The sequence below is a fragment of the Mycobacterium shunyiense genome (assembly GCF_058270035.1).
In genome coordinates this window covers 245,135-270,409 of sequence record NZ_JBZDPT010000043.1, presented here as the reverse complement: position 1 = coordinate 270,409, position 25,275 = coordinate 245,135, and the positions used below count along the sequence as shown (strand labels likewise).

At 67.2% G+C, this 25,275-nt stretch carries 27 protein-coding genes and 1 tRNA gene; 12 read left to right on the top strand and 16 right to left on the bottom strand.

The genetic code is table 11. The annotated features are described in order from the left end of the window. The first annotated feature begins 86 nt into the window (after positions 1-86). Positions 87-659: a class I SAM-dependent methyltransferase gene (locus AC4ELS_RS24540; protein WP_448449168.1), complete on the top strand. Its 573-nt coding sequence runs from the start codon at positions 87-89 to the stop codon at positions 657-659. Here AC4ELS_RS24540 and aftC read toward each other — a convergent pair. From aftC to AC4ELS_RS24525, 3 genes are read right to left on the bottom strand one after another with little or no spacing between them, the layout of a single operon-like run. Beyond that, positions 651-1,928 (bottom strand): arabinofuranan 3-O-arabinosyltransferase, encoded by a 1,278-nt coding sequence (gene aftC, locus AC4ELS_RS24535; RefSeq protein ID WP_064879206.1) that lies wholly within the window; start codon positions 1,926-1,928, stop codon positions 651-653. The two genes, AC4ELS_RS24540 and aftC, sit on opposite strands and share 9 nt — an antisense overlap. Positions 1,929-1,964: 36 nt before the next feature. After that, positions 1,965-3,542 (bottom strand): alpha/beta hydrolase, encoded by a 1,578-nt coding sequence (locus tag AC4ELS_RS24530; protein ID WP_463792142.1) that lies wholly within the window; start codon positions 3,540-3,542, stop codon positions 1,965-1,967. Between the two features lie 59 nt (positions 3,543-3,601). After that, the gene (locus tag AC4ELS_RS24525; protein ID WP_064879208.1) at positions 3,602-4,372 is read right to left on the bottom strand and encodes a pyrimidine reductase family protein; all 771 of its coding nucleotides are present in this window, start codon (positions 4,370-4,372) and stop codon (positions 3,602-3,604) included. Positions 4,373-4,406: 34 nt separating this feature from the next. Between AC4ELS_RS24525 and zapE the strand changes: the two genes are divergently transcribed. Further along, on the top strand, positions 4,407-5,444 hold the full coding sequence (zapE, locus tag AC4ELS_RS24520; protein WP_498884403.1) for a cell division protein ZapE: 1,038 nt from the start codon (positions 4,407-4,409) through the stop codon (positions 5,442-5,444). Here the strand turns inward: zapE and AC4ELS_RS24515 are convergent. From AC4ELS_RS24515 to AC4ELS_RS24500, 4 genes are read right to left on the bottom strand one after another with little or no spacing between them, the layout of a single operon-like run. Further along, a complete protein-coding gene (locus AC4ELS_RS24515) occupies positions 5,441-5,959 on the bottom strand; it encodes a GNAT family N-acetyltransferase (protein ID WP_499049652.1) in 519 nt (172 codons plus the stop codon). The two genes, zapE and AC4ELS_RS24515, sit on opposite strands and share 4 nt — an antisense overlap. Beyond that, positions 5,959-6,492 carry a hypothetical protein gene (locus tag AC4ELS_RS24510; protein ID WP_498884400.1) on the bottom strand — a complete coding sequence of 178 codons (534 nt, stop codon included), beginning with the start codon at positions 6,490-6,492 and terminating at the stop codon, positions 5,959-5,961. The genes AC4ELS_RS24515 and AC4ELS_RS24510 overlap by 1 nt, the downstream gene beginning before the upstream one ends. Positions 6,493-6,537: 45 nt before the next feature. Beyond that, positions 6,538-6,963, bottom strand: a complete 426-nt coding sequence (locus AC4ELS_RS24505) for a PPOX class F420-dependent oxidoreductase (RefSeq protein ID WP_064879217.1) — start codon at positions 6,961-6,963, stop codon at positions 6,538-6,540. Positions 6,964-7,003: 40 nt separating this feature from the next. Beyond that, a complete protein-coding gene (locus tag AC4ELS_RS24500; protein ID WP_448449173.1) occupies positions 7,004-7,750 on the bottom strand; it encodes a Clp protease N-terminal domain-containing protein in 747 nt (248 codons plus the stop codon). Positions 7,751-7,917: 167 nt separating this feature from the next. Between AC4ELS_RS24500 and AC4ELS_RS24495 the strand changes: the two genes are divergently transcribed. Next, the gene (locus AC4ELS_RS24495; protein ID WP_064879281.1) at positions 7,918-9,258 is read left to right on the top strand and encodes a sensor histidine kinase; all 1,341 of its coding nucleotides are present in this window, start codon (positions 7,918-7,920) and stop codon (positions 9,256-9,258) included. A gap of 1 nt (position 9,259) precedes the next feature. Here the strand turns inward: AC4ELS_RS24495 and AC4ELS_RS24490 are convergent, their stop codons facing one another. Continuing rightward, a complete protein-coding gene (locus tag AC4ELS_RS24490; RefSeq protein ID WP_448449174.1) occupies positions 9,260-9,994 on the bottom strand; it encodes an SDR family oxidoreductase in 735 nt (244 codons plus the stop codon). Positions 9,995-10,040: 46 nt separating this feature from the next. Between AC4ELS_RS24490 and AC4ELS_RS24485 the strand changes: the two genes are divergently transcribed. Then, complete coding sequence (locus AC4ELS_RS24485) at positions 10,041-10,385, top strand: winged helix-turn-helix transcriptional regulator (RefSeq protein WP_064879223.1); 345 nt, start codon at positions 10,041-10,043, stop codon at positions 10,383-10,385. Here AC4ELS_RS24485 and AC4ELS_RS24480 read toward each other — a convergent pair. Continuing rightward, positions 10,373-11,035, bottom strand: a complete 663-nt coding sequence (locus AC4ELS_RS24480; RefSeq protein ID WP_463792145.1) for a FadR/GntR family transcriptional regulator — start codon at positions 11,033-11,035, stop codon at positions 10,373-10,375. The genes AC4ELS_RS24485 and AC4ELS_RS24480 overlap by 13 nt on opposite strands. Before the next feature lie 140 nt (positions 11,036-11,175). On the opposite strand from AC4ELS_RS24480, the gene AC4ELS_RS24475 reads away from it, so the two are divergent. Further along, positions 11,176-12,336, top strand: a complete 1,161-nt coding sequence (locus AC4ELS_RS24475; RefSeq protein ID WP_064879283.1) for a CynX/NimT family MFS transporter — start codon at positions 11,176-11,178, stop codon at positions 12,334-12,336. A 76-nt stretch (positions 12,337-12,412) separates the two neighbouring features. Beyond that, positions 12,413-13,549: a TDT family transporter gene (locus AC4ELS_RS24470; RefSeq protein ID WP_498884395.1), complete on the top strand. Its 1,137-nt coding sequence runs from the start codon at positions 12,413-12,415 to the stop codon at positions 13,547-13,549. 91 nt (positions 13,550-13,640) lie between these two features. Here the strand turns inward: AC4ELS_RS24470 and AC4ELS_RS24465 are convergent, their stop codons facing one another. After that, positions 13,641-14,576 carry a LysR family transcriptional regulator gene (locus tag AC4ELS_RS24465; protein WP_064879229.1) on the bottom strand — a complete coding sequence of 312 codons (936 nt, stop codon included), beginning with the start codon at positions 14,574-14,576 and terminating at the stop codon, positions 13,641-13,643. A gap of 270 nt (positions 14,577-14,846) precedes the next feature. Between AC4ELS_RS24465 and AC4ELS_RS24460 the strand changes: the two genes are divergently transcribed. Beyond that, on the top strand, positions 14,847-15,905 hold the full coding sequence (locus AC4ELS_RS24460; RefSeq protein ID WP_064879231.1) for a 3-deoxy-7-phosphoheptulonate synthase: 1,059 nt from the start codon (positions 14,847-14,849) through the stop codon (positions 15,903-15,905). Here AC4ELS_RS24460 and AC4ELS_RS24455 read toward each other — a convergent pair. The 4 genes from AC4ELS_RS24455 to AC4ELS_RS24440 all read right to left on the bottom strand — a co-directional run bounded on the left by AC4ELS_RS24455 (position 15,902) and on the right by AC4ELS_RS24440 (position 19,958). Continuing rightward, complete coding sequence (locus AC4ELS_RS24455; protein WP_448446412.1) at positions 15,902-16,711, bottom strand: hypothetical protein; 810 nt, start codon at positions 16,709-16,711, stop codon at positions 15,902-15,904. The two genes, AC4ELS_RS24460 and AC4ELS_RS24455, sit on opposite strands and share 4 nt — an antisense overlap. Before the next feature lie 117 nt (positions 16,712-16,828). Next, positions 16,829-18,418: a PPE family protein gene (locus AC4ELS_RS24450; protein ID WP_448446414.1), complete on the bottom strand. Its 1,590-nt coding sequence runs from the start codon at positions 18,416-18,418 to the stop codon at positions 16,829-16,831. 228 nt (positions 18,419-18,646) lie between these two features. After that, positions 18,647-19,300 carry a biliverdin-producing heme oxygenase gene (locus tag AC4ELS_RS24445; protein WP_499049650.1) on the bottom strand — a complete coding sequence of 218 codons (654 nt, stop codon included), beginning with the start codon at positions 19,298-19,300 and terminating at the stop codon, positions 18,647-18,649. Between the two features lie 91 nt (positions 19,301-19,391). Beyond that, positions 19,392-19,958 (bottom strand): TetR/AcrR family transcriptional regulator, encoded by a 567-nt coding sequence (locus AC4ELS_RS24440; RefSeq protein ID WP_499049649.1) that lies wholly within the window; start codon positions 19,956-19,958, stop codon positions 19,392-19,394. A 156-nt stretch (positions 19,959-20,114) separates the two neighbouring features. Here AC4ELS_RS24440 and AC4ELS_RS24435 point away from each other — a divergent pair, with 156 nt between their 5' ends. Both AC4ELS_RS24435 and AC4ELS_RS24430 read left to right on the top strand, forming a co-directional pair. Further along, positions 20,115-21,746 carry an alpha/beta hydrolase gene (locus tag AC4ELS_RS24435; protein ID WP_499049648.1) on the top strand — a complete coding sequence of 544 codons (1,632 nt, stop codon included), beginning with the start codon at positions 20,115-20,117 and terminating at the stop codon, positions 21,744-21,746. Positions 21,747-21,757: 11 nt separating this feature from the next. After that, entirely contained in the window at positions 21,758-22,210 is a 453-nt protein-coding gene (locus AC4ELS_RS24430; RefSeq protein ID WP_448446420.1) for a hypothetical protein, read from the top strand. 12 nt (positions 22,211-22,222) lie between these two features. Here AC4ELS_RS24430 and AC4ELS_RS24425 read toward each other — a convergent pair. Further along, a tRNA-Gly gene (locus AC4ELS_RS24425) sits at positions 22,223-22,295 on the bottom strand. A 181-nt stretch (positions 22,296-22,476) separates the two neighbouring features. Here AC4ELS_RS24425 and AC4ELS_RS24420 point away from each other — a divergent pair. The 3 genes from AC4ELS_RS24420 to AC4ELS_RS24410 all read left to right on the top strand — a co-directional run bounded on the left by AC4ELS_RS24420 (position 22,477) and on the right by AC4ELS_RS24410 (position 24,843). Next, positions 22,477-24,180: a serine/threonine-protein kinase gene (locus AC4ELS_RS24420; RefSeq protein WP_448446422.1), complete on the top strand. Its 1,704-nt coding sequence runs from the start codon at positions 22,477-22,479 to the stop codon at positions 24,178-24,180. Positions 24,181-24,328: 148 nt separating this feature from the next. After that, positions 24,329-24,679: a hypothetical protein gene (locus AC4ELS_RS24415; RefSeq protein WP_064879245.1), complete on the top strand. Its 351-nt coding sequence runs from the start codon at positions 24,329-24,331 to the stop codon at positions 24,677-24,679. Beyond that, positions 24,679-24,843: a hypothetical protein gene (locus tag AC4ELS_RS24410; RefSeq protein WP_165609738.1), complete on the top strand. Its 165-nt coding sequence runs from the start codon at positions 24,679-24,681 to the stop codon at positions 24,841-24,843. The genes AC4ELS_RS24415 and AC4ELS_RS24410 overlap by 1 nt, the downstream gene beginning before the upstream one ends. On the opposite strand, the gene AC4ELS_RS24405 is transcribed toward AC4ELS_RS24410, so the two are convergent. Further along, positions 24,844-25,191, bottom strand: a complete 348-nt coding sequence (locus tag AC4ELS_RS24405; RefSeq protein WP_413784891.1) for a hypothetical protein — start codon at positions 25,189-25,191, stop codon at positions 24,844-24,846. It lies immediately after the preceding gene. Positions 25,192-25,275: the final 84 nt, after the last annotated feature.

Below are 25,275 nucleotides of genomic sequence, written 5' to 3'. Positions count from 1 at the left end.
AATCTCTCATACGACCGATCGGTACAAGCGATGGCGGCGACAACCGGTCAGGGTGGAGTATCAGCACATCGACGAGGGGAGCCCCCATGCCGGCAATGTCACGGATCGAGCGCGCATTCTGCAAGACAGCGCTGTGGCGCGGAGGAACCGGGCAGGCGGTGCTCGGCAGCATCCCGGTGGATCGGCTGGGTCATGATGTGCTCGAAATTGGTTCGGGCAGTGGCGATATCGCGGCCCGGCTACACGAATCGAACCCAGAGCTGGCAATCACCGCCACCGACTTCGACCCGGCCATGGTGCGTACCGCGGCCCGTCGGCTGGGGGCATTCGGGAACGTGACCGTGCGCGGGGCCGATGCCACCGACCTGCCGTTCGGCGACGACTCGTTCGATTCGGTGCTCAGCTGCCTGATGCTGCACCACATCGTGGACTGGGAGAAAGCGATCGCCGAGATCGCCCGGGTGCTGCGACCCGGCGGGGTGTTCACCGGCTATGACCTGACCCGCACCCCGATGGCGACCGCGGTCCACCGGCTCGACCGGTCACCGTTCCGCCTGGTCAATCCCGACGAACTCGACGAGGTGTGTGCGCGGCACGGCCTGGCGATGCAGACCCGTACCCGATTGGCGGGTCAGGTCATGCAGTTCACCTCAGACTGATTCGGCTTCCTTGGGGCGGCTCAGCCAGGGCGGGTCGATGCCGTCGTCGAGTCGCCCGTCCTGCTTGGCGTCCAGGTAGCGGAAGTACAGCACACAGAACACCACGATCAGCATCAGTGACCAGCCGTAGGTGATCTTCATGTACTCCAGGAACCGGCCGGTGGTCGGCCAACGCCACAACAGCCAGCGGTCCATGGTCATGAATCCGTAGACGGCCAGCCACGCCGGCCAGTTGCGGATCACCGAGTTCGGCAGCACCACCGTCATCAGGAACGGGAACAGCATCATCGAGTAGTAGCCCTGGGCCAGTCCGAGCACGAGCCATGAGCTGATCAGCAGGACACCCGAAGAGGTCAGCATCCAGAACAGCTGATCGCGTTCGCGGTAGTAGCGGTACAGCAACCAGAGGCTGACCACTGCCAGCACCACGGCCGCCACGCGCAGCGCGATGATCAACCACATCGGCAGCCCGTAGTAGATGCCGTTGCCCAGGATCGAGGAGTTGAAGTAGTCGCGGGTCTCAAGGATGTAGGGCGCGGTGTTGCGTACGAAGCCCATCGGGTCGGCCGACAGCGGCCAGGCCACGGCATTGAACACCAGGGGCACACCGATGGCCGTGATCAGGGCGCGCCACTGCCGGTTCAGCAGCGGCAGCAGCAGGAGCACCACCAGCAGCGGTTTGACCACCAAGGTCAGACCGATCGCCGCGCCGGCGATCAGGACGTTGCGGGTGCCGCCCTTGAGCAGGAACCAGAAGAACAGCACCTCACCGAGCAGCACGCAGCCGTTGATGTTGGTGAAAACCAGTGTGTTGGTGACCGATTCGGTGCAGAACATGGCTAACAGCAGGGCCGGTAGCGCCACCGAGGTCAGGGAGAACTTGAACAGCCGTACCAGAAAGCAGGCCGCGATGATCACGGCCACGGCGTTGAACGCGACAAACCAGAAGCGCGACGCGAACTCCGGCAGGAACCCGAACGGAGCCAGCAGCAGTGTGCCGCCCGGCGGGTACAGGTAGTGCGGGTCGACGAAGTTGAAATGCTCGTTGTAGATGGCCCAGTGCCGGCGGAAATTCGAGACCGCGCGGTACACCGGCCCGAAGTCGTCGGTGATGTAACCGTTGGTCGCCAGCACGTAGCTGCGATGGATGATCGACAGGATCGCGAGCGGCCACAACACCGAGCGCAGCACCGTGGCGGTGCTCGGCGGGGAGGTGCGGGGACGGAATGCGCTCACGAAACCGGAGATGATGGAATCTGCTGCCGCCACCAGCGAACCTTATACCGACGCCGATCGGGCCCCGCGTCAGGCGGGACAGTACGTGTCGGTCTCGGGCAGTTTGCCGCTGTCGAGGTAGCCCGTCATCGGGGGCAGCGCGCACGGCGTGTAGATGCTCGCGCCGTGGCCGATGCCCTGCCACATCACCCGTCGGTTGTTGGCGCCGGCGTTGATGATCGTCGCGGCGACGGCGGCGACGCCCTCGCTGCCGACGATCGGGTCGTTGCGCACGCCGAGCAGCAGCACCGGAATCTTGAGGTCCTGCGGGTCTTTCGGTGCCGTGCCGCTGGGCCAGTTGAGGCATTTGACGAGATTCAGCGCTCCGACGGCGCCGAACTGCGGGTAGAGCTTGCCCCAGGCGACCACCAGTTCGCGGACGCGGTCCGGGGTGGGCCGGTTGAGCGCATCGCTGCAGGAGTTGACGAACTGGCCGTCGGTTTGGCGCAGGTTGTCCGCCTGGGTGATGAGGCCCGAGATCGGGCCGGCGTCACCGGCGCGAGCCGCCGCCAGGGCGTTCGCCAGGTTGTTGGTGGCGGCCACGCGGTCGCCCTGCGGGAAGCCCAGGCCCGTGGTGATCGCGTCGGCCAGGGTGGCCACCGAGGCACCGCCGGGGCCGCGACCGGCCCGGGCGTCGGCCAGCAGGGCGTCGACGGCGGCCTTCGGATCCGGCGCCAGCGGGCAGTTGGTGGCCACACACTGCGCGGCGAAGGCGTCCAGTGCGGCCTGCTGTCCCTTGACGCGCTGCTCGGCCGCGGCCTCGGCGCCGACGGCCAGCGGCAGCGGGGAGTCCAGGATGAGCCGGGCCACCTTGTTGGGGTGTGACCCGGCGTAGGCGAGTGCCACCTGGGCGCCGTTGCCGACGCCCATCAGCGCCAGGGCGGGCACATCCCAGGTGCTGCGCAGCCGTTCCAGATCTTCGGCGGCGTGGGAGTTGTCGTAGGCCGAGTCGCCCGGGGCGATGGTGTCGGTGCAACTGGTCGTGGCGGTCATGGTGACCGCCCCCAGGTTGGCCACCGGATCATTGCCGGCCTGAAACTGCGTCTGGTCCAGCATCTCCTGACGGTCGTAGACGTCGCGGCAGTCCAGTGCGCCGGACATCCCGATGCCGCGCCGGTCCACTGCGACGATGGGGTGAGATTTGAGAACGTCGGTTCCCGAGTGCGCCAGCCATGTCGGCAGCTGCACCGAGGAGGGGATGTCCGTTCCGGTGGTCATCACCAGCGGGCCGGCATCCGGCGGGGTCTGCGTGGATCGGGCCCGGACCACGCCGATGCTGAGCGTGCCGGTGGCCCCGTTGATCGAGTCCAGGTCGGCGTCGTAGGTCGCGCAGTCCAGCGTGATGTCGGGCAGCGGCTGGATGCCGGCACCGTTGAACACGCGCGGCGTGCAGTCCCGCCAGGACAGGTCGTTCTTGGGTGCATCGATGCCGGGTGGGCCGGGTGGGGCCGCCGAGGTGGTTTCGGGCTGTCCCTGCGGGTGGGCGCCGGAGTTGGTGGCATAGCGCGGATCTGCGGCCAACAGGGGTGAGCAAGCGGTGAGCAGGAGTGACAGGACGGGCGCGGCGACCGCCGACCTCCGCAGGGCTTTCACCAGCTGATGACGCATGCTGACCACAGTAGCGACACGTACGTAGCAGATGCTCCTCGCGCAAGCGCTCGTCGGAACTAGCCGCGGACGTAGCGGGTGTACAGGTAGCCCTCGTCGTCGGTGAGCAGGTGAGCGGGCCGCATCCGGGTGTGCGCATGGCCCGGACCTGTGGCGATGCGTCGAGCCACCCCGCCGACCAGGATCGGTGCCACGGTCAGGCACAACTCGTCGAGCAGATCGTTTTCGATAAGCAGGCTCAGCAGCGACGGGCCGCCCTCGGTCAGCACCCGGAAGAGCTTGCGTTCGGCGAGGATTCGCAGCGCAACGGCCGGTTCGACGCGGGCCGGGTCCGCGCCGGAGGCATCGAGCACCTCGGCGACCCCGCCCAGCCGCCGACGCGCATCGGCGACGGTCTGGGTGGCGGTGAGGATCAACGGTGGGACCTCGGTGCGCTTGAAGAATTTGGCTTCGTGGTCGAGCGCGGCCGACGCGGTGACGACGGCGATCGGCGGCACCTCGGCCTGCCCGCGCCGCTGGCGTTCCTGCCGTTGGGCGGCCGACAGCTGTACGCCGGAGTAGTTCTCGATCCGCACCGTCGCCGCGCCCATCAGGATGACGTCGGCGCAGTGGCGCATGAGATTGAACACAGCCCGGTCACCCGGACCGCCCAGCCCGCCGGACTTGCCGTCCTCGGTGGCACCGCCGTCCAGACTGCTGATCATGTTGCCCCGGACCCAACATCGCTGCAGGTCATCGGGGTAGGCGTAGTACTGAGCCAGCTGACCGTCGGCGATCTTGTCGACGTTTCCCAGCACGGTCAGGTCTGTCCCGGCGATGTCATCGGACATGAACTGAATTGGAGCACGTCGTTACGCTGCCTGAATGCACGGGTCCAGCGGCGTCGCTCATCTCGCCGATCGTCATCCCACCGTCACTCCGGAGCGGTTGGTCGCACAGTTGATTCCGCCGCCGACGTTCGCCGACGTCAGCTACGACAGCTACCGGCCGGACCCGGCCGAACCGTCCCAGGCCGCCGCGGTCGAATCCTGCCGCAGATTCTGCGAGCAGGCTGCGATTCGGCGGGCGGGCAAGAAGAAGCTGTTCGGCAAGCGGGAGGTGCTGCCCGGGGTCGGTCTGTACCTGGACGGCGGGTTCGGCGTCGGCAAGACCCACCTGTTGGCCTCGACGTATTACACGCTCTCACAGGGGGAGGCCCCCACGGCGTTCGCCACGTTCGGCGAGCTGACGCAGCTGGCCGGTGTGTTCGGCTACAACGAGTGCATCGACCTGCTCTCCGAGTATTCGGTGGTGTGCATCGACGAGTTCGAACTCGATGACCCGGGCAATACGACACTGATCTCGCGGTTGCTCTCGGCGTTGGTGGAGCGCGGCGTCTCGATCGCGGCCACCTCGAACACGCTGCCCGAGCAGTTGGGCGAGGGCCGGTTCGCCGCCCAGGACTTCCTGCGCGAGATCAACACGCTGGCCCAGATATTCACGACCGTCCGGATCGAGGGGCCCGACTACCGGCATCGTGATCTGCCGCCGGCGCCCGAGCCGTTGTCCGATGACGAGGTGGCGCAACGGGCCGAGGGCATCGTCGGGGCGACCCTCGACGACTTCGACGTGCTGTGTGCGCACCTGGCGACCATGCATCCGTCGCGCTATCACGCGCTGATCGAGGATGTCACCGAGGTGTTCATCACCGGTGTGCACCCGATCGAGGACCAGAGCGTGGCACTGCGACTGGTCGCGCTGACCGACCGGCTCTACGACGCGGGTATTCCGGTGCTGGCGTCGGGGACCAAGCTGGACACCATTTTCAGCCCCGAGATGGTCGCCGGAGGTTTCCGGAAGAAGTACCTGCGGGCCACCTCGCGCCTGCTGGCGTTGACGGCTGCCGCGCAGCGAACGCCCTAGACGGGCCGGACCATCACGTAGTCGTTCTCCACACCCGTCCCGAGCCGGAACGTCTTGGTGCCGCTGACGGTGAAACCGTTCTTGGCGTAGAAGCGCTGGGCGCGCTGGTTTTCCTGGTTGACCCCCAGCCACACGCAGCCGACGCCGGATTCGGTCGCGGTCCGCAGCGTCGCGGTCATCAGTGCCTGCGCGGCACCGCCGCCGTGCCGATCGGGCAGCACATAGATCTTGGACAGTTCGAGCGCGGGTCGATGCGTCACTGCCCGCTGCACGTCGACGTCGTCGGGAACACCGTGAATCAGCATGGCGTAGCCCGTGATCGAGCCGTCACGCGCCACCAGAACGATCCGGTCCGGATCGGTGAGGTACTCGCCGAAGCGGGCCTGCGAGAGGTTCTCGGCGATGAAGGCGGCGACGTTGTCGGGAGTCACCGACGGGGGACAGGCCAGCGGAAAGGTGGCGGCCGCCACCGCGGCGAGTTCGGGAAGGTCCGCCGCCGTGGCACGGGCGATCATCAAGGCAGGGGCGCGCCTGGCTGCCACAGGTTCCACTGCGCCAGATGCTTGCCCGTCTTGGTATCGGTCAACACCACGTTGGTGACCAGTGCGCGGTAGACGTCCCAGTAGACGTCGCCGTTGACGGTGGCTCCCGGGGGCGCGTTGCGCAGCGCTGCCTCGAGCCGGTTGGGCGCATCGGTGTGTTTGGGTACATAGGCGTCGGCGTAGGGGGTGACGCCGTTGAACGTGAACGCCAGCGCCATCGCGTAGGGATTGGGTGCAGCGATGGTGGTCACGGTGACCGGGGCCCGCCACGGGCTGCCCTGGGCGCGCCAGCGCGGCGAGCCGTTCCAGCCCCAGCCGGGAGGTACGTCGCTGGCGAGCACGTCGTGCACGGTGACGTCGGCGACGATGCCGTTGTCGGTCTCCACCCGCAGTGTCTGGCCGACGTTGCCGATCGGGGCGCTTTCGGCCGAGGCCGTCGGCGGAACCACCAGGGCGGCGACGGCGGCGACCACAGCCGTGAACAGGAGCGCAAACCAGCGAGGCATGCCAGGCATGATCGCACAAATTGAAACGTGTTACAGCCGGATGGGTCAGGACACCCAGGGGCCGACGCCGCCGACCTTGTCGATCCGGATGCGGGTGAGCCAACCGGGCGGCGCGTCCTTGGGGGGAAACGGAACATCGGGGGCGGCCAGGGTCTGCGCCAGCTCTTTGAGGAGCTCTGGTGCTCCGCCCTCGACGATGCGGGCCGTGCCGGTGATCGCCAGGTAGGGGCGCATCGCTTCGCCCACCCGCCCGGGATCGATGATCGTCAGGGCCACGCGAGGGTCGCGTCGGACATTGCGCACCTTCTTGTGCTCGGCCAGGTGCGCGGTCACCAGCTCGTCGCCGTCCGGCGTGGACTGCAGCGCCACCCAGACCAGGGTGACCTGTGGGCTCCCGTCCGGATTCAAGGTGACCAGCGTGGCATCGGCACCCGCGCCGATGAGTTCGCGTGCGGCGTCGTTGAGTAACACGTCAGGTTCTACGGTTGCGCGGGCGCTTTCATTCCCGGTTTCACTGTCCGGCGCTGTCCTGGCCTTTCGCGATGAACGGCGCCAGGGCCGCGGCGAGTTCGGTCTCGAACCGTTCGGGGTCGGCGCCGAGTCGGTGCAGGGGCCCCTCCTCACCTTCGGCCTCGGCGAGGGCGAGCAGGATGTGTTCGGTCCCGATGTAGTTGTGGCCGAGCCGAAGTGCCTGGCGGAAGGTCAGTTCCAGCGCCTTCTTGGCCGCGGCGCTGAACGGGATCAGTGCCGGGACCGTCCCGGCGGGCGGCGGCAGGGTGATGGTCGCGCGAGCCGTATCGGCGGTGATTCCTTGACTGACAAGGAGTTTGGCGGCCAGGCCGTCGGGTTCGGCGAACAGTGCCAGCAGCAGGTGATCGGGGGTGATCTCGGTGTTGCCGGCTTCGTGTGCGGTGTTCTGGGAGACCACGACGACGTTGCGGGCCCTCGGGGTGAACCGGCCGAATCCGGCGTTGGGGTCCAGGGCGGCCGGGTCGAAATCGGGGACTTTCGGTACGAAGCGTTTCTGGGCGGCCTGCTTGGTGACGCCCATGGCCTTGCCGATGTCGGTCCAGGACGCGCCGGAGCGCCGGGCCTGGTCGACGAAATGCCCGATGAGGTGGTCGGCGATCTCGCCGAGGGCATCGGCGGCGATCACGGCATCGATCAACTGCTCGAGTGGTTCGGTATGAGCCTTCTTGATCGCACCGATGAGGTCGTCGAGGCGGACGGGGTTGGAGATGGTGACGGGTTTGCTCATGCGTCAACTGTAGGTTGACGATAGGGCATCGTCAACCATGAGTTGACGATGATTGGTGTGGGCGGTCCGGTGCTCGCGGCGCCGGTCCGCACGGATCGGGCAAGATAGCGCCGGTGAATCTCGAAGATCGCGTCCTGACGCTGCTGCGCCCCGTGCTGCGGCCGGTGATGCGCGTGTTGTCGTTGCGCACGATCGTCATCGTGGGTGCGCTGTCGGTGGTGGTCACCGTCATCACGCTCGGTACCTGGGTGTGGATCGGCGTGACCAACGACCAGTACAGCCAGCTGGATCGGAGACTCGATTCATTGAGCAGCCTCGGCGATGTCAGCACGCTGCTCACCGCCACGAAGCAGGGATCGGCGGACAAGGCCATGCCCGACGACGGCGGTCTCGTCCGCACCGCCCACATCGGTGGCGTCAGCGTCTCGGTGCCCAGCGACATCGTCCTGCCGCGGCTGGAAAACGGTTACACGAACACGACGATCGACGGGGTCGAGTACCGCGTGCGCACCTTCACGGCCGGCCCCGCGACCATCGCCCTCGGTGCGCCACTGGCCGAGACGCAGCGCCGGATCGACGAACTGCACCTGCGTGTCCTGCTGATCTGCGGTGGCGTCATCGGCAGCACCATCGTGGTGGGCTGGATGATCTCGTTGGTGATGATCACGCCGTTCCGGCTGCTGGCGCAGCAGGCCCGCGCCATCAACGCCCAGTCCAAGCCCGACGAGGTACAGGTCCGCGGTGTGCGTGAGGCCGTGCAGATCGCCGAGGCGGTCGAGGGCATGCTGGCGCGCATCGGCAACGAACAGGAGCGCACCAAGGCCGCGCTCGAATCGGCCCGTGATTTCGCCGCGGTCGCCTCCCATGAACTTCGGACTCCGCTCACCGCGATGCGCACCAACCTGGAAGTGCTGTCGACACTGGACATGACCGACGAGCAGCGCAAGGAGGTGATCGGGGACGTCATGCGTACGCAGAGCCGCATCGAGGGCACCCTGACCGCCCTGGAGCGACTGGCGCAGGGGGAGCTGACCACGGTCGAGGACTTCGTGCCGATGGATGTCACCGAATTGCTCGACCGCGCGGCGCACGATGCGTTGCGCACGTATCCGGGCCTGCGGGCCACACTGATGCCCTCGCCGACGGTATTGATGCTGGGCATGCCTGCGGGCCTGCGTCTGGTGATCGACAATGCCATCGCCAACGCCGTCAAGCACGGTGGCGCCACCGAAATCAGGCTGAGCGCCGTCAGTTCGGCCGACGACGTGCAGATCGTGGTCGACGACAACGGTTCCGGGGTGCCCGAGGTCGAGCGGGCCGAGGTGTTCGAGCGGTTCGCCCGCGGATCCACGGCGTCGCGGTCGGGATCCGGTCTGGGTCTGGCGCTGGTCGCCCAGCAAGCCGAATTGCACGGTGGCACAGCTGCTTTGACGGAGAGCCCGCTGGGGGGCGCGCGGTTGCTGTTGCAGCTGCCGTTGACCCGGCGGGTGGAGGATGCGCCCTTCTGAATCAGGGGTGCGCGGCAGCGACGTAATCGGCACCGCCGACATACACGGTGTCACCTGAGGTAGCCGGTTCGAGAGCGGCGTCGACGATCGCCCCGGCGAACTCCTCGATGGTGGGCAGGGCGCCGTGAATCTGCCTGGCCGAAACGGCATCAGGGTCGCGGCGGGCCAGCAACCGCACGATGATCGTGCCCTCGATCATGTCGCCGGACACCACGACGAACGACACTCCGGCTTCATCGAAACGGGACTGCATCGCGCGCAGCGCGTCCTCGCCGGCGCGCTTACTCGCGGCGATGGGCTGGTAATCGTCGGGAACCGGCTGCTGCCCGTGGAAGTGGGCCTGATGGCTGGTGACGAACACGATGCGGCCGCCCGGGCTGAGCAGCGGCAGCGCCAGTTCGGACAGGCGTACCTGGGCATCGCGGTTGATCCGCATCGCGTAGCCGGCGTCGGCGCCACGCTCCAGTCCGCCGGAAGCGTTGAGTACCAACATGTCCAGGCGGCCGAACGTGTCCCTGATGTGATTGATCAGGTCGGCGGTTGCGTCGGGATCGCAGACATCCGCGCCCGCAACGGACCCGTGGCCGCCTGCCGCCGTGATGGCATCCACAATCGCGTTGGCCCGCTTGATCTTCTCGCGGTAGTTGACGATCACGTGCACGCCGGCCGCGCCGAGTTGGTGGGCGACCTCGGCGCCGATCCCACGTGCTGCGCCGGTGACGAGCGCGACTTTCATGACAGGCCTCCGTGCTTCTGATTTAGAACCAATATGATGGTTCTAAATGAGAAGCGCAAGTGGGCCCGAGTTTGTCCGTCGTGGTGAAGACCCGGCGAATGCGCCGATGCTGGCAGTCATGGAGCTGCTGGGTCAGCGCTGGGTGTTGAGGGTGATCTGGGAGCTCGAACCGGGGTCGTTGGGATTCCTCGAACTGCGCCGACACATGGGCAATTGCTCGTCGAGCATGTTGTCGGAGCGGCTGCAACAACTCTTGGCGGCCGGACTGGTCGTCAAGAACGAAACCGGGGCATGGGAACTGACGGTCGCCGGTGCCGGGTTGGGGGCGGCGCTGTCGGGATTGTGGGACTGGTCGGAATCTTGGAAGGCGGGGGAGGCTCAGCAGTCCTGAGCCGGGGACCTCTCCAGCAGTTCGTCGAGGAAGCCCGCGGCCTCCTGCCCGGCACGTTCCACATCGCCGGCTGCGATCGCGTCGACCAGATCGTCGTGCGGGAACATCCCGCCGGGACCCGCGCTCGTCGTCGCGACGCTGGCGGTGATCGCCTCAAGGAGCCCGCGGTAGATCTCGACGAGTACCGGATTGTGCGACGCCCGCACCACGGCCAGGTGGAATTCGGTGTCGGAGTGGGTGAATTGCGCGTGGTCGGTGGTGTCCGTGTGTGCCAGGTGGGCGCGTAGTTCGACAAGGTCCTGTTCGGTGCGCGCGACGGCGGCCAGGCGGGCCCCTTCAACCTCAAGGCAGCGCCGGACCTGCAGCACGTCGCGTAGCTCGGATCCGCACAGCCGGCGCAGGGCCGCGGATACCTCACTGGTGGCGCGCACATAGGTGCCGTCGCCCTGCCGGACTTCGAAGATGCCGTTGTGCGCCAGGGCTCGGACCGCCTCGCGCACGGTGTTGCGTCCCACGCCGAGAGCTTCGACCAGTTCGGGCTCGGTGGGGATGCGGCTGTCGACCGGCCATTCGCCCGAGGTGACCAGCGTGCGCAGTTGCTCGATCACCTGGTCGACGAGGCCTGTGCGTCGCGTTGTGGCGAGCGGCACTTCAAAGTCCTTTCATCCAATCATGGGATGTATGGCATCATAACCGGGTGAGTAGGTCTCTGCGCAAGGAAACGCTGAACGGTTACGAGCATGATCTGGAGCTCGAGCTCGACGGTGCCGTAGAGGTCCGCCCGGCTCAGATGGCGGCGGGCGGTGCCCTGCTGATCGTGGCGGTGATCCTGACCGCGCTGAACCTGCGCCCGGCGATCACCAGCATCGGGCCGGTTCTCGGGGAGATGCGCGAGACCCTCGGCGCGTCCGCCGTGTGGGCCGGCGTGCTGACCACTCTGCCCGGGCTGTGCTTCGCTGCGGCGGGTCTGACCGCGCCGTGGCTGGCCCGCCGGATCGGCCTGGGCCGGGCGATCTCGGTCGCCCTGATGATTCTGAGCGTCGGTCTGGTGGCCCGGGTGCTGGACGGACCGTACGTGGTGATCGGCGGAACACTGGTCGCCACTGGGGGCATCGCGCTGGTCAACGTGCTCATCCCGGTCGTGATCAAGGGCTCGTTCCCTGCCCAGATCGGACTGATGACCGGCGTCTACACCGCGGCCCTGCAGGGCGGCGGGGCGCTGGGCTCTGCGGTCACCCCACCGCTGGAGCCCCTGCTCGGCGGGTGGCGGGGCGCGTTGGGTGCCTGGGCCCTGGTGGCCATTCTCGCGCTGCTGTTCTGGTTGGTGGGCGCGCGGGGAATCAGCACGGCCCGTACCGAAGCGGCCTCGTCGGGGACTGCCGGTCGCTCGCTGCTGCGCAGTCCGTTGGCCTGGACGATCACGTTGTTCTTCGGCTGCCAGTCGTTCCTGGCCTACATCGTCATGGGCTGGCTGCCCGAGGTGTTCATCGACAGCGGGGTCAGCAAGACCGACGCCGGCCTGCTGCTCGGGTTGGTGTCCATCCTGGCCGTCCCGATCAGCCTGATCGTTCCGCCGCTGGCGGCCAAGCAGAAGAACCAGAGTGGCTGGATCGTGGGGCTCGGCGTGGTCGGCATGATCGGCATGATCGGCCTGCTCGTCGATCCCGGTGCGGCGCCGCTGCTGTGGAGCTTCTTCGTGGGCATCGGGATGAGCGTGTTCTCGTTGGCGCTCACGGTGATTGCTCTGCGTGCGCGTAACGCCGAGGACACCGCGCGACTCTCCGGCATGGCGCAGGGTTTCGGCTATCTTCTGGCCGGCGTGGGTCCGTTCTCGTTCGGGCTGCTTCATGACATGACCGCCGGCTGGACGGCGCCGTTTGCCATGGTGATGGTCATCTACCTGGTGCAGATGGTGGCGGGCGCGCTGGCCGGCCGGAACCGATATGTCTGAGTCACAAGCCTGGCTTGTGGCGCCACAAGATCGTGGCACCTACCGCTGATCGGTCGCACCCACCAGCATTGGTGAGGTGACCACCTACACGGCGACTTACACCGCGGCAAGGCCGTTCCACACCGCCCTGCTGGCCGAATTGGACAGTGCGAGTTCGGCCTTCCGGCACATCACGCCGAACTGGTTCGCCTCGGTGATGGGCACCGGAATCGTCGCGACGGCGGCGGCCACCCTGCCGCTGCACCTGTCGGGCCTGCACGAGTTCGCCACTGCGGTATGGATTCTCGCCGCCACCGTGCTGGTGATCCTGACCGCGGCGTTCGCCACGCACTGGATCCGTCATCGGGAACAGGCGAAGGCCTACGCCGGGCACCAGGTGATGGGGCAGTTCTACGGTGCCCCGGCGATGGCGCTGCTCACCGTCGGAGCGGGTGCGCTGCTGCTCGGGCCGGGCATCATCGGCCCGTCCGCGGCGCTGGCCCTCGACGTAGTGCTGTGGATCGCCGGTACGGCGCTGGGATTGGTTGTGAGTCTGTGGCTTCCGTACGCGATGATCACCCGTGAGGATCACACCGACGTCGAGGCGGTGCCGGCCTGGATGATGCCGGTGGTGTCGCCGATGGTCTCGGCCTCCACCGGCGCCCTGCTGCTGTCGCATCTCGGTCCGGGACAAGCGGGGATGACCTTGTTGGTCGCCTGCTATGCCATGTTCGGTCTGAGCCTGCTGGCCGGTCTGATCACCACCACCATGGTGTATTCGCGGCTCATGCACGGCGGCTTCAGCCAGGTGCAGGCGATTCCGACGGTGTGGATCGTGCTCGGCGTCGTCGGCCAGTCGATCACCGCGGCCAATCTGCTGGCGGCCCATGCCGGCTCGGTGCTCACCGACAGCGCCACGGTCTCTGCTCTGCACGCCTTCGGGATCGTCTACGGCCTGGTGATGGGCGGCTTCGGAGCGTTTGTGTTCTGCCTCGCGACGGCACTCACCGTGCACGGTGCGCGCCGCGGGCTGTCATTCAGCCTGACCTGGTGGAGCTTCACCTTCCCGGTGGGGACCTGCGTGACGGGAGCATCAGCACTGGGCGTCGCCACCGGTGCCGTCGCCATTTCCTGGCTGGCTGTCGCCCTGTACGTGGTGCTGCTGGCCGCGTGGGCGACCGTCGCGACCAACACCCTTCGCGGGGTGCGGACCGGATGGCTACTGCGCGGCTGAGGTCAGCGCATCTACCGAGAACAACGCCATGGTCGCGATCCGGCAGCGGGAGCGACCACGGCGTTGTTTTCGTGACGGTTCCTGGCCCGGCTCAACGCGCCGAGGCGATGTGGCTGAGCAGTTCGCGCACCGCCCCGGCCGGCGGGGTGCGGCCACCCGACCAGATGGCACGCAGTTCCCGGTGCAGATCCAGTCCGGCGACGGGTACCTCACACAGCCGGCCCAGGGTGAGATCGTCTTCGACGGCCAGCCGGCTCATCACGGCGGGCCCGGCCCCGGCCAGCACCGCGGCACGCATCGCGGTTGCCGACGACAATTCGATCGCGGGGTCGGCCTGCCGGCTCGACGGGCCCAGCGCGGACCGCAGCGCAGAACTGAGGGCATCCCTGGTGCCCGAACCGATTTCCCTTGACACCAAAGGTGTCTCGCTGAGTTCGACGGGGCTGACCGGGGCGGATCTACGGGCCCACTTGTGATCCGGGGGTACCACGGCGACCAGCTCGTCACGGGCGATCACCCGGCTGTGCAGTCCGGTCGGGACGCCTGGAGATTCGATGAAGCCGAGGTCGGCCGACCCGTCCTGGACGCCGGCGATCACCTGATCGCTGTTGGCCGCGGTGAGGATGACCTGGGGTGCGTTCACTCCGCGGTGTGCCGCGTCGGCCTGCAGCGACACCAGCCAGCGCGGCATGAGTTGTTCTGCGATGGTGAGGCTGGCCGCGACGGTGACGCGATCGCGGCTCTCAGTACGCATCGAGGCCAGCCCGGCGTCCACCCGCTCCGCGACGTCGAGCAATTGGTCGGCCCACTCGGCGACGACCGCACCGGCCGCGGTCAGCTGCGAACCGCGGGGACTGCGCTGTACCAGCCGCACGCCGGTCTGCGATTCGATCGAGGCCAGCCGCGCGGACACCGCCTGTTGGGTGAGACCCAGCTCACGCCCGGCGGCTCCGATGCTGCCGGTACGCGCGATCGCCAGCAGCACTTCGAACGCTGCCAGCTCGGGCATTCGGGGGCTGAGCGGCATGCCCAGGATCGTAGGGCGTGGTCACAAATGGCGGTTGTGAACGCACCGGTTGGGGCGTCGCGCCGGACGTGGTGTAACCTGGCCGACGTGACTATCGGCGTATGTGCCAGCTATTGGCGCTTTATCGAGGCTCCGGGCGGAGCCGATAAAGCGCAGCACTAAGCACGCATCCACCCGGAGCCCAGGCAGTGACCATCGGTCGCTGCCTTTCGTCGTTACAGGGCGCCGGAACTCTTGCAGGTGCCCACCACCAGGAAGGCACCCCCAAAAATGAACTTGGCGCAGATCGCCAACGCCCCAGCCACATCGGACCGACGGGTTCGCAGTTTCAGCGCGATTCCCAGCCCGCACGATGTGCTGACCGAATTCCCGCTGGGGGAGCGCCGCGCGGAGCGGGTGGCCCGCGACCGCGATGAGATCGCCGACATCCTGGCAGGTCGGGACGACCGGCTGCTGGTCGTCGTCGGTCCGTGTTCGGTGCACGATCCCGCAGCCGCGCTGGAGTACGCCAGCCGCCTGGTGAAGGTGGCCGACGAGCTCAAGGATCAGCTCAAGATCGTCATGCGGGTGTACTTCGAGAAGCCGCGCACCACGATCGGCTGGAAGGGTCTGATCAACGACCCTGGCATGGACGGCACCTACGACGTCGCGCGTGGCCTCCGTGTGGCCCGTCGTCTGCTGCTCGACATCATCGACATCGGCCTGCCCGTCGGGTGCGAGTTCCTGGAACCGACCAGCCCGCAGTACATTGCCGACGCTGTGGCGTGGGGAGCCATCGGCGCCAGGACCACCGAGTCGCAGGTACACCGCCAGTTGGCGTCGGGCCTGTCGATGCCGGTCGGCTTCAAGAACGGCACCGACGGAAACATCCAGGTCGCGGTCGACGGCGTGAAAGCCGCTGCCGCTCAACATGTCTTCTTCGGAATGGACGATATGGGCCGTGGTGCGCTGGTGAGCACCGCAGGCAACGAGGACTGCCACGTGATCCTGCGCGGTGGCACCGGGGGACCGAACTACGGCGCCGATGCGGTGGCCTCGACCGCGGCCAAGCTGAGCGGCGCCGGTCTGCCCGGCCGTGTGGTGATCGATTGCAGCCACGCCAATTCCGGCAAGGATCACGTCCGTCAGGCAGTGGTGGCCACCGAGGTCGCTCAGATGGTGCGTGACGGGCTGCCGGTCAGCGGAGTGATGTTGGAGAGCTTCCTGGTCGCCGGGGCGCAGTCACCCGAGGCGCGGCCGCTCACCTACGGTCAGTCGGTCACCGACAAGTGCATGGATTGGGACGCAACCGATCTGGTGCTGCGCGAGCTTGCCAGGCGCGAGGGCTAGCTTCCGCTCGGCTTGCGGTACCGGCCGCCGGGGTCGCGGTCGAACTTGGGCGGTTCGGCGGGGTCGAGTTCGATGAGGACGTCATCGTCGGTGTCGTGAGGCGCACTGAAGACCACGACGCGTGAGCCGGCCAGCGGAACCCGGGAGTGATGGGCGACCATGTTCGCCGTCACCACCCGGCGCCCGGTCGGGCCTTCGAACGCGACGGTGACGGTGAATTGAGGATCGTCCGCAGTCCACCGCTGCTTGAACTCCACATTGCGCAACTCGCCTGGTGAACGCACACCGTGCCGGCGCAGGGCCGCCAGCCGGTCTTGCCTGCGACGGGTATAGCCGATGCCCCGCCACGCCGCCGCAGTGGCGGCCGCCGCGGCGGCCGAGCACACCACGCTGACCAGCGCCAGGACCCCGCCGGTGACACCCCCTATCCACAGTGCGGCTCCCAACAGGCCGACCGCGACGCCGGTGAGGGCGGGTATGACGGCCACCCGGTTGGCGGTACTGCGCTGGCCGAAAGTGTCGAGGGCCTCGTCGGCGAGGATGCCGGCGAGGATGGCCGGAAGAAACGAGCCGACGATCGCGGCGAGGCCCAACCAGGTCGACGGGTTGTGGGTCTGCATGCTGTGAATCCAGAATGCTGCGCCGACGGCGACCGGTACCCACAGGATGAAGGTGAGGACGGCGAAGAATCGCAGCGTTTCTGACGGTCGGGCGACGGGCACGGTGATGTGGCCGTGCTTTTCGACGGTGGAGAAGTGCGGCAGCGTGCTCTCCCATATGGAGGACTGCGCGGTGTCACTGCTCACCTGGTGCTCCCTTCCAACGGAATCACCAGTATTGGCATGACCTCCCGAAGGTCGCGCGCCGTGGACGGAAGATCACGCGGGTTCTCACGAATTACTCACCGCCTCAACATGGATCGGTTAGGCATCGTCCTCTGTCGCCGGCGCGGCGTCCACCTCGGGCTGCCAGCTGCCCGGCACCATCGGGATCGTCGTTCCGTCGCCGAAGGCGTCGTCGGCCAACGTGGTCAGCCCGGCCGGTCCGGCCACCGTCGATTTCACTGCGGTTCCGGTGAATCCGAGGTTTCCTGCCCCACTCTCGGAGGCGCTCGTGTTGACCGCTTGCTCGGGCGGCGGTGCGGCGACACCGTCGGCCGTCAGGAACTCATAGCGGTAACCGCGGTCTTTGGCGGTTCCGCCGCGTCGCTTGCGGGCCTGCGACCGGCGCTTGTTGATCGCCGCGGCTGTGGCGGCGGCCGCGGCGGACGCGCCTACGGAGTCCGAGGCCTTGGCGGTGGCGCTGTACCGCGACGTCGCGCCGTGACCGAATCCGGCGCCCCCGCCCGGCACCGCATACAGGGAGGTCTCGGTCCCGGCGGGCATCGGAGTGGGAGTTGACGGTGCAGGAGCGGCGGGCGCGGAGGTGGGTGTGGGCGTCGGTGCGGCGCCCGCCGCCACCGATGCCGGCGCCGCGGAGCCGGGCAACGCGGCGACTGCGGGCGGCTCGGCGCGGGCGATCTCCTCGGCCGGAGCGTCGATCGGAATGTCGTAGGCCTGGGCCAGTCCGACGATCCCGAGTAGTCCGAGCATGGCCGGGGACGCGGCCGCGACCGCAGCGGCGTACAGCGGAGTGCCCAGCACAGCGAAGACGGCCGTGTACGCACCCAGGAAGAACACGTTGATGTAGGTGCTGAACAACAAGGACGGGTCGGCGATGATCTCGGCGAGGATCTGCGGGATCCGCCAGGGTTCAAGAATGAATTCCCTGAGCTGGTCGTACATCCCGTAGAAATGCTCAGACTGCTCGGCCAGCCAGTTGCCGATCGGATCGTTGGCCTTGATCCACTCGATGAACTCCTCGTACGAACTGAGCACATCGCTCAGGCTGAGGGAAGAGCCCGATTCGCCGGCCCGGGCCACGGCGGCAGACTGCATCATCGTCGCCGACCCGGAGCCCGCTTCCCCGACCCCCGGCGCCAGCAGTACCGGTGCCGCCGTGGACGGCGGCGCGGTCGCCACCGCAACCTCGGTGGACGCCTGGTAGACGGTCATCGTGGTCGCGGCCTGGATCCACATGCGGACGTAGTCGGCCTCGTTGACCGCGATGGGGACGGTGTTGATCCCGAAGAAGTTGGTGGCCACCAGCACACCGAGGGTCGTGCGGTTGGCGGCGAGTTCGGCCAGCGTCGGCATCGCTGCCAGGGCGGCCGTATAGGAGGCGGCCGCGGTCTCGATCTGGGCGGCCACCCGTGCGCTGCTCGCGCTGGTGGCGCCCAGCCAGACCAGGTAGGGCAGGTGTGCCGCCGCGTACCGATCGGCGCTGGGCCCCTCCCATGACCCGGCCTGGACCGTACCCATCAGCGTTGTCAATTCGGTTGCGGCCGAGGAGTATTCGGTACTCAACGAGGTCCATGCCCCGGCCGCCGCCAGCAGTGGCCCGGCGCCCGGACCGCTGCTGAGCAGAGCTGAATGCACTTCGGGCGGCAGCGCCATCCACACGGGGGCGGTCATCGCAGACCCCCCCAGGACGGGCGGAGTGGCGTCGTTTGCCGACGGGGGGACAGGGGTGCAGATAGTCATCGCGTTGTCCGGGATGCAGCGCGTGCCGGCGGCCCGGTTCTCCTCTCGATCGCTTTGCTCCCCCAGTGGCTAAGTATGGTTAGCATAAGCTAACTTTTGCCGATTTGGGGTATGAACTTCCTATGTGCCGACACAGTCGTCAGTTGGTGTGTGCGCGGGTCAGCGGCGGTAAGCGGGCAGGTTGGCGGTGAGTTCGTCGAACAGTGCCTGGTTCAGTGCGAAGGCCACCTTGACCTCGTCGACGACGCGGTCGATGTCGTCCTGATCGAGGTCGAGACCGTCGAGTCGGGCCCGGTAGGCGTCCTTGTACGGCTTGGCCCGCATCGGGAATTCGTAGAACGACAGGCCTGCGCCGTCCAGGTCGAAGGACCGGTCGAGCACTCGACCGATGGCCTGGCCGCCGGACAGGTCGCCGAGGTAGCGGGTGTAGTGGTGGGCCAGAAGTGCTCCGCCCCAATCGGATTCGGCAATCCGGGTGCAGTAGGCCTGGGCGGCGGGGGAGTCGACCTCGTGTGCTGTGCCCGGGGCCCAATGGTCGAGGTCGGCGTCGATGGTGGCCAACCGTTCCAGCATCGGATCATGGAACGCGCCGACGACCGGGTCGGTACGTCGGGCTCGGGTCGTGTCCTCCAGGGTGCGATAGACCGCGCGCAGTCGCAGCAGGTAATCAACGTAGCCCTGGCCGTTGACCCGCCCGCTGAGCAACTCCGACATGAACGACGACTGCTCGGCGGCCTCGTGCTCGCTTCGCGAGTCCTCGCGCATGGCGACGGACAGCGATCGGACGGTCTCGGGGGCAACGGCGCTCGGCATACTCTGGCTCCAGGTGTTTTAACGACAGGTTGTCAACATCATGCCGACAATCTGTCAGGAAACCTAGCACCGGGTCGCGCGGCGTGGGGATCTACGTTTTTGCGGACAGTGCGCGCAGGACAAACTGCTCGATGGCGGCTACTGGAAGGTGCCGTGGCGCCAGGCACGCATGGATCAGTGACATGGTGGCGGCCTCGTCGTCGATGAGGAACTTCCCGTCGGCCACACCCTGCGCGAGGATCTCGCGCAGCACGTCCTCCACCGCCACCACGTGATCGCGGATGGCCAGCATGGTCTCGTTCGACAATGCGCCATACAGCTGCATGCCCATGCCCATGTGGAATTCCTGTCCGGCTTCGAGCTGGTGCCGGATGTAAACCCTAAGTCGCCCAACGGGATCGTTCACCTCGGACAGCGCGTTGCGCAGCCCGTCGAGGTAGCGGCTCGTCTCGTGCGACGCGAATGCGATCACCACCGACTCTTTGTCCGGGAAGTGGTGATAGATCGCGGTCCGTCCGATGCCGGCCTCGGCCGCGAGCTTGGCCATGGTGATCGCGTCGAAGCTGTGCTCGGTCATCAGGGCGGCGAATGCTTCGAAGATGCGCTGCTGGATCTGCTCGCGGTGTTCTTCGACCGATGAGGCGCTGATCCTGGGCACGCTCGAGTCTAACGCCCGCCCTGCCTGCGAATTCTGTTAGTCCAGCCTTAGCCGGCAGGTGGGGAACCCGCCGTCCATTACAGTCTCGATACTCATCTGGATGAAGGGCGGTACTTCGTGCTGCGAGCCTTGCGGGACTTACCCATCCCGGCGCCCGTGACGTCCGCGGCACGCACCCTGCATCCGGTCGGACTGGCCGTCGCGCTGCTGTTCTTCGCCTGGTCGATGAGCCCGTCTCTGTTACCGCGGGCGTGGTACCTGCAGGGGGTCGCGACGGGTATCAGTGTCGGGATCGGATACGGGTTGGGGTGCGCGACGGCATGGGTCGTGCGGCGTTGCGGGATCAGTCCGCAATGGTCCGTGCGCATCCGACGGATCGGGTGGTGGACACTGGCCGGTGCCGCCGCCGTGGTTGTCCCGACGTTCCTGGTGCTCGGGTCGTGGTGGCAGCAGATCGTGCGCGACCTGATCGGCATGCCACGTGCCGAGCGGTCGTTCTACCTCCTGGTGCTGCTCCTCGCTCTGGTGATCGCACTGGCGCTTGTGGCGATCGGGCGTGGATTACGTTGGGCCACCCATCGTTTGACTGACTTCGGTGGCCGGTTCGTGCCCGGCCCGGTGGCCCGGTTGGCTGCCGTGGTGATCGTGGTGACGCTGGTGGTGACGGGGCTCGACGGCGCCCTGCACCGCGGCCTGCTGAGCCTGGCCGAACGCTCTGCGAAGGCGGCTGACAAGAGCACCGCGGAGGGCGTGACGCAACCGAGTGCGCCGGAGCGTTCCGGGTCGCCGGCATCGGCGCAGCCGTGGGACACCCTCGGGCGCGAAGGTCGAAGTTTCGTGGCCGGTGGCCCCCACGTCGAACAGATCTCGAAAGTGACCGGCGCGCCGGCACGTACGCCGATCCGGGTGTACGCCGGCCGCACGTCCGCCGACAGCGTCGAAGGCATCGCCGGGCAGGTGATCGCCGAGCTGCACCGCACCCACGCCTTCGAGCGCAAGGTGCTGGCCGTGGTGACCACCACCGGGCGCGGCTGGGTGAACCCGAATGTGGCGGCCGCCCTCGAATACGTCAACGGCGGGGATACCGCGATCGCGTCGATGCAGTATTCGTTCCTGCCCAGCGCGCTGTCCTTCATCGCCGACCGGGAGACCCCACCGCTGGCAGGGCAGGCACTGTTCGAAGCGGTGCACCGGGTCTGGGTGGCGCTGCCAGAGGTCAAACGGCCGAAACTGGTGGTGTTCGGGGAGAGCCTTGGTTCGTTCGGCGGCCAGTCGGCGTTCCCCTCCGGCGCCGATATCGTCAGCCGCACCGATGGCGCGTTGTTGGTGGGAACGCCCAACTTCGCGCAGCCGTGGGGGAGACTCACCGCCAACAGGGATCCCGGCTCGCTGCAACGACTACCGGTGATCGACGGAGGGCGCCATGTCCGCTTCGCCTCCCGGACCTCCGATGTGAATCTCGCTGGGCACTGGGAGTTTCCGCGTGTGGTGTTCTGGCAGCACGCCAGCGATCCGATCACGTGGTGGTCGTTCGACCTGCTGCTGCACCGGCCGGACTGGTTGCGGGAACCGCTGGGACCCGATGTGGACCCGGGGATGCGCTGGCTACCGTTGGTCACCTTCTGGCAGGTCACGCTGGACATGATTTTCTCCGCCGACGTGCCCTACGGGTATGGGCATGCGTTCGGACCGGATGCCGCTGACCTGTGGGTCGACATCCTCGCGCCGAAGGGTTGGGATCCCGCAGTGACCCAGCGGATTCAGGACGCGATCGGCCGCTTCGCGTAGTCTGCGCGTTTGTGGGAGGACTGTTCGGGTGGATTGTCGGCGTGGTGTTCTTGTTCTGGCCGATCTTGCTCGCGATCGGTGCTGTGGCGTGGCGCAACGAAGTGCTCGCCAAGCGGATTCGTGTGAACCAGGCTCAGCTCGGGATCCTCATCGGACAGGCGATGGAGGAAGCGGCCCGCGGTCGCGAGCTGGGCACGGAGAAGTCGTTCGTCGCGTGGCGCGTCGCCTGGGCCGAAGACGGTGTCATGCGAGTGGAGAACACGGGGCGTGACAAGGCTCGCTCGGTGACGGCAAAGGCTTCGAACTCCTCGGGGTCGGCCGAAAAAACCGTGAGTTCGGTGGATCCGGGTGACTCCGTCAGCCTGGGTGTTGTGTTGTCCGCCGCGGGAGACACCGAGGTCGAGGTCACCTGGCGCACAGAACTGGGCCGTTGGACAACCGAACGGTACGCGGTCAAGCGCTGATCGCACCTTCTGAGCGGATGACGGGATTCGAACCCGCGACCCTCACCTTGGCAAGGTGATGCGCTACCAACTGCGCTACATCCGCGCGCCACGAGCGAGATCGTCGCCCGTCGCGAAGCCGAACAGTAGCCCACGGACGCACGCAGACACAAATCCCGCGGTTTGACTTGCATTGCGGGGCAACGTAACCAGTCCGGGCCCGCGAAACGGTGTCGTGATCCGGATGCCGGCGACAGGCGTCGGAGTGCAGTTCGTAGGATTCCTGGATGGCGCTCAACGTCGATGAGACGTTCTCCGTGTTCCGGATCGTTCGACCGCTGGGGCCAGACGGGGCGGGGGAGGTCTACGTCGCTCAGCATCCGAGGCGTCGTGGCACTGAGGTGCTGAGGGTGCTGCCCAGGGACTGGTCCGACGAGCCCGGGTACCGGGAGCGGTTTCACCGTGAGGCGGATGTGGCCGCCGCGTTGTGGCATCCCAGCATCGCCAGGGTCCGTGGCCGCGGGGAACACGACGGTCAGTTCTGGATATCGAGGGACTTCGTCGACGGCACGGATCTCGCTGGTCTTCTCGATCAGCGGTACCCCGACGGCCTGCCGCGCGAACAGGTTTTCCGCATCGTCATCGCGGTCGCCGGCGCGCTCGACTACGCCCACAAGCACGGTTCCCTGCATCGCGACGTCGGGCCGGCCAACATCATCGTCACCGACGCCGATGGTGATGCGGAGCCGCGCGCGGTGCTGGTCGACCTCGGTGTCGCACGCAACGGCGAGGCTGCGGACAACCCCGGCTATGCCGCGCCCGAACAACTGATGGGGGAGGACGTCGATGGCCGCGCAGATCAGTACGCGCTGGCCTGCACCGCCTACCACCTGTTGACCGGAACGCAGCTGTTCGACCATCCCAATCCTGCTGTCGTCGTCAGCCGCCACGTCAACTCCAAGCCGACGGCGTTGGCCGACATGCGGCCCGAGCTGGCCGACCTCGATCCGGTGCTGGCCAAAGCTCTGGCCAAGAACCCGGCCGACCGATTCGTCAGCTGCGGCACCTTTGCCCACGCCCTGGCCGATGAAACCCCGTTGCCCGCGGTGACTTTGACGCCGGCATCGGCCGCCTCGGCGCCCCAGCCCGGGTTTCGGTTACCCCAGATGCCAGGCTGGGTGCCCATAGCGGCGACCGCCGCCGTCTGCGTCGTCGCCGGCGTCGGGATGTGGCAGCTGTGGCCATCGGCTGACGCCGCAACCAGTGAGCAGCCGAGCCCACCACCGAGCACAGCCGTTGCCGGCGCCACGAATGCAGCGGCCGTCCCAGCGCCCAGCAGCCCGGTCTTCGACGGCCTGTACCGCCTCGACTACGACAACATCCACGCCACACTCAACGGCAGCCCTTGGCCCGCGGCGGGCAACCAGATCGCGAGCTACTGGTGGGCATTCCGATCGGCCTGTACACCGGCGGGATGTGTCACGACCTCGACACGCATGGACAGCATCAACCATGCCGTTCCCTACCTCGAGGGCGGCGGCATGACGGCGGTGTTCCGCTTCCTCAACGATTCTTGGCAGGGTGATCCGGGGCGGGGCTCACTGCCCTGCGAGGCGCCGAACGTCGGGCTGGCACAGGCAACGGATACGGCGTTGGCCTTGACACCCCAGCCGGACGGCGGGCTGGCCGGCGCTCAAACCACCACCATCCAGTCCAACGAGTGTGGGCTGCAAGGTGCGGTGATCACCGTGCCGGTTCTCGCGACCCGGCTCGACGAAGTTCCACCGGGCAGCCCGATTGCCGACCCTGCCGCGGTTGCGGATCCGTTGCCACCCGCTCCGCAATTGCCCCCGCCGCTGCCGCCGGGCCCTGAGGTGCCTCCTCCGCTGCCGCCCGCCCCTCCGGTGGCGCCACCGCCGGCGATCGGCGCGATCATCCCGAACCCCATTCCGCCCGCCGTTCCGCCCGCTGCGCCCCTCCCACCGGCATAGGTGCCCGCTCCGAGCGGCAACAGGAGTTCAGCAGCTTTGCCGAAAAGCGCCGCCCGGCTGCTACTTACGTGTGGTCCAGGCGTGGCTGCGGATGTCAGGTTTTCCGGTTTCGAGGATTCGCTGTGCGCCACCGACCAAGATGCCAACCATGCCATTGAGAAATGATTGGACCATCGGTGACTTGTTCACCGCGTCGGATCAGAATGCCGTTGCAGACGCGGTCAATCAGAACACCACGGACCTCGCCGCGGCGGTCACCGCGTTGTCAGGGAAAGCTGACAAAGCCACGACGATCACGGCGGGCACGGGCCTGACCGGTGGTGGTGACCTGTCGGCCAACCGCACGCTGGCGGTGTCGTACGGTGCGACGGCGGGAACGGCGTGCCAGGGCAACGACTCCCGCGTCACCGGGGCTGTTCAATCCGGCGCAGCGGGCAGCGTCATCGTCGGAACGCTTCCCACGTCTGGGGTAACCGGCGTGCTCTATGTGGTGCCCTGATGCCTGACCTCAAGGTGTGGAACGGCTCCGCGTTCGTCAACGGCGCCCCGAAGATCTGGAATGGGTCGGCGTTCGTCACCCCGTCATCGATCTGCATCTGGGACGGGTACGCATTTCAGCAGGTGTGGCCACATGCCGTCGAGTACGGATCGGCAGCGTTCTGATCAGCTTCGGCGGCGACGCTTTCGAAGACCTTTTGAAGCCTTTTCTCCTTGTCCCTCATGAGGCTTGAGTACCCATGCGGGGATCCAGTGGGTCACGGTTTTTTCGTTCGCTCCGAAACGGATGGGGTAGGTGACGAGGCCCCACCACTGGCCTTGTTCGCACAGCGCCCAGCAGCTCAGCTTGCCTTCGACGACCTTGCTCATCTGGATGCCCAACGGGTGGTAGCGACCCGCCAGGTGTGGTTCGCGGGGGAACAGAGCGACCAGATCGACCAGGACGGGCGCGGGTGGCCGCACGACGCGGAACGCGTCGCGGACGGGTTGCCCGCCGTAGCCGATGGCCTGCATGTCGCCCACGGATCGATCATATGTTCGAACAATCAGGTGATCGAACGAACTGCCTTATTGGCTCACTACGTCCGACAGTGTTAT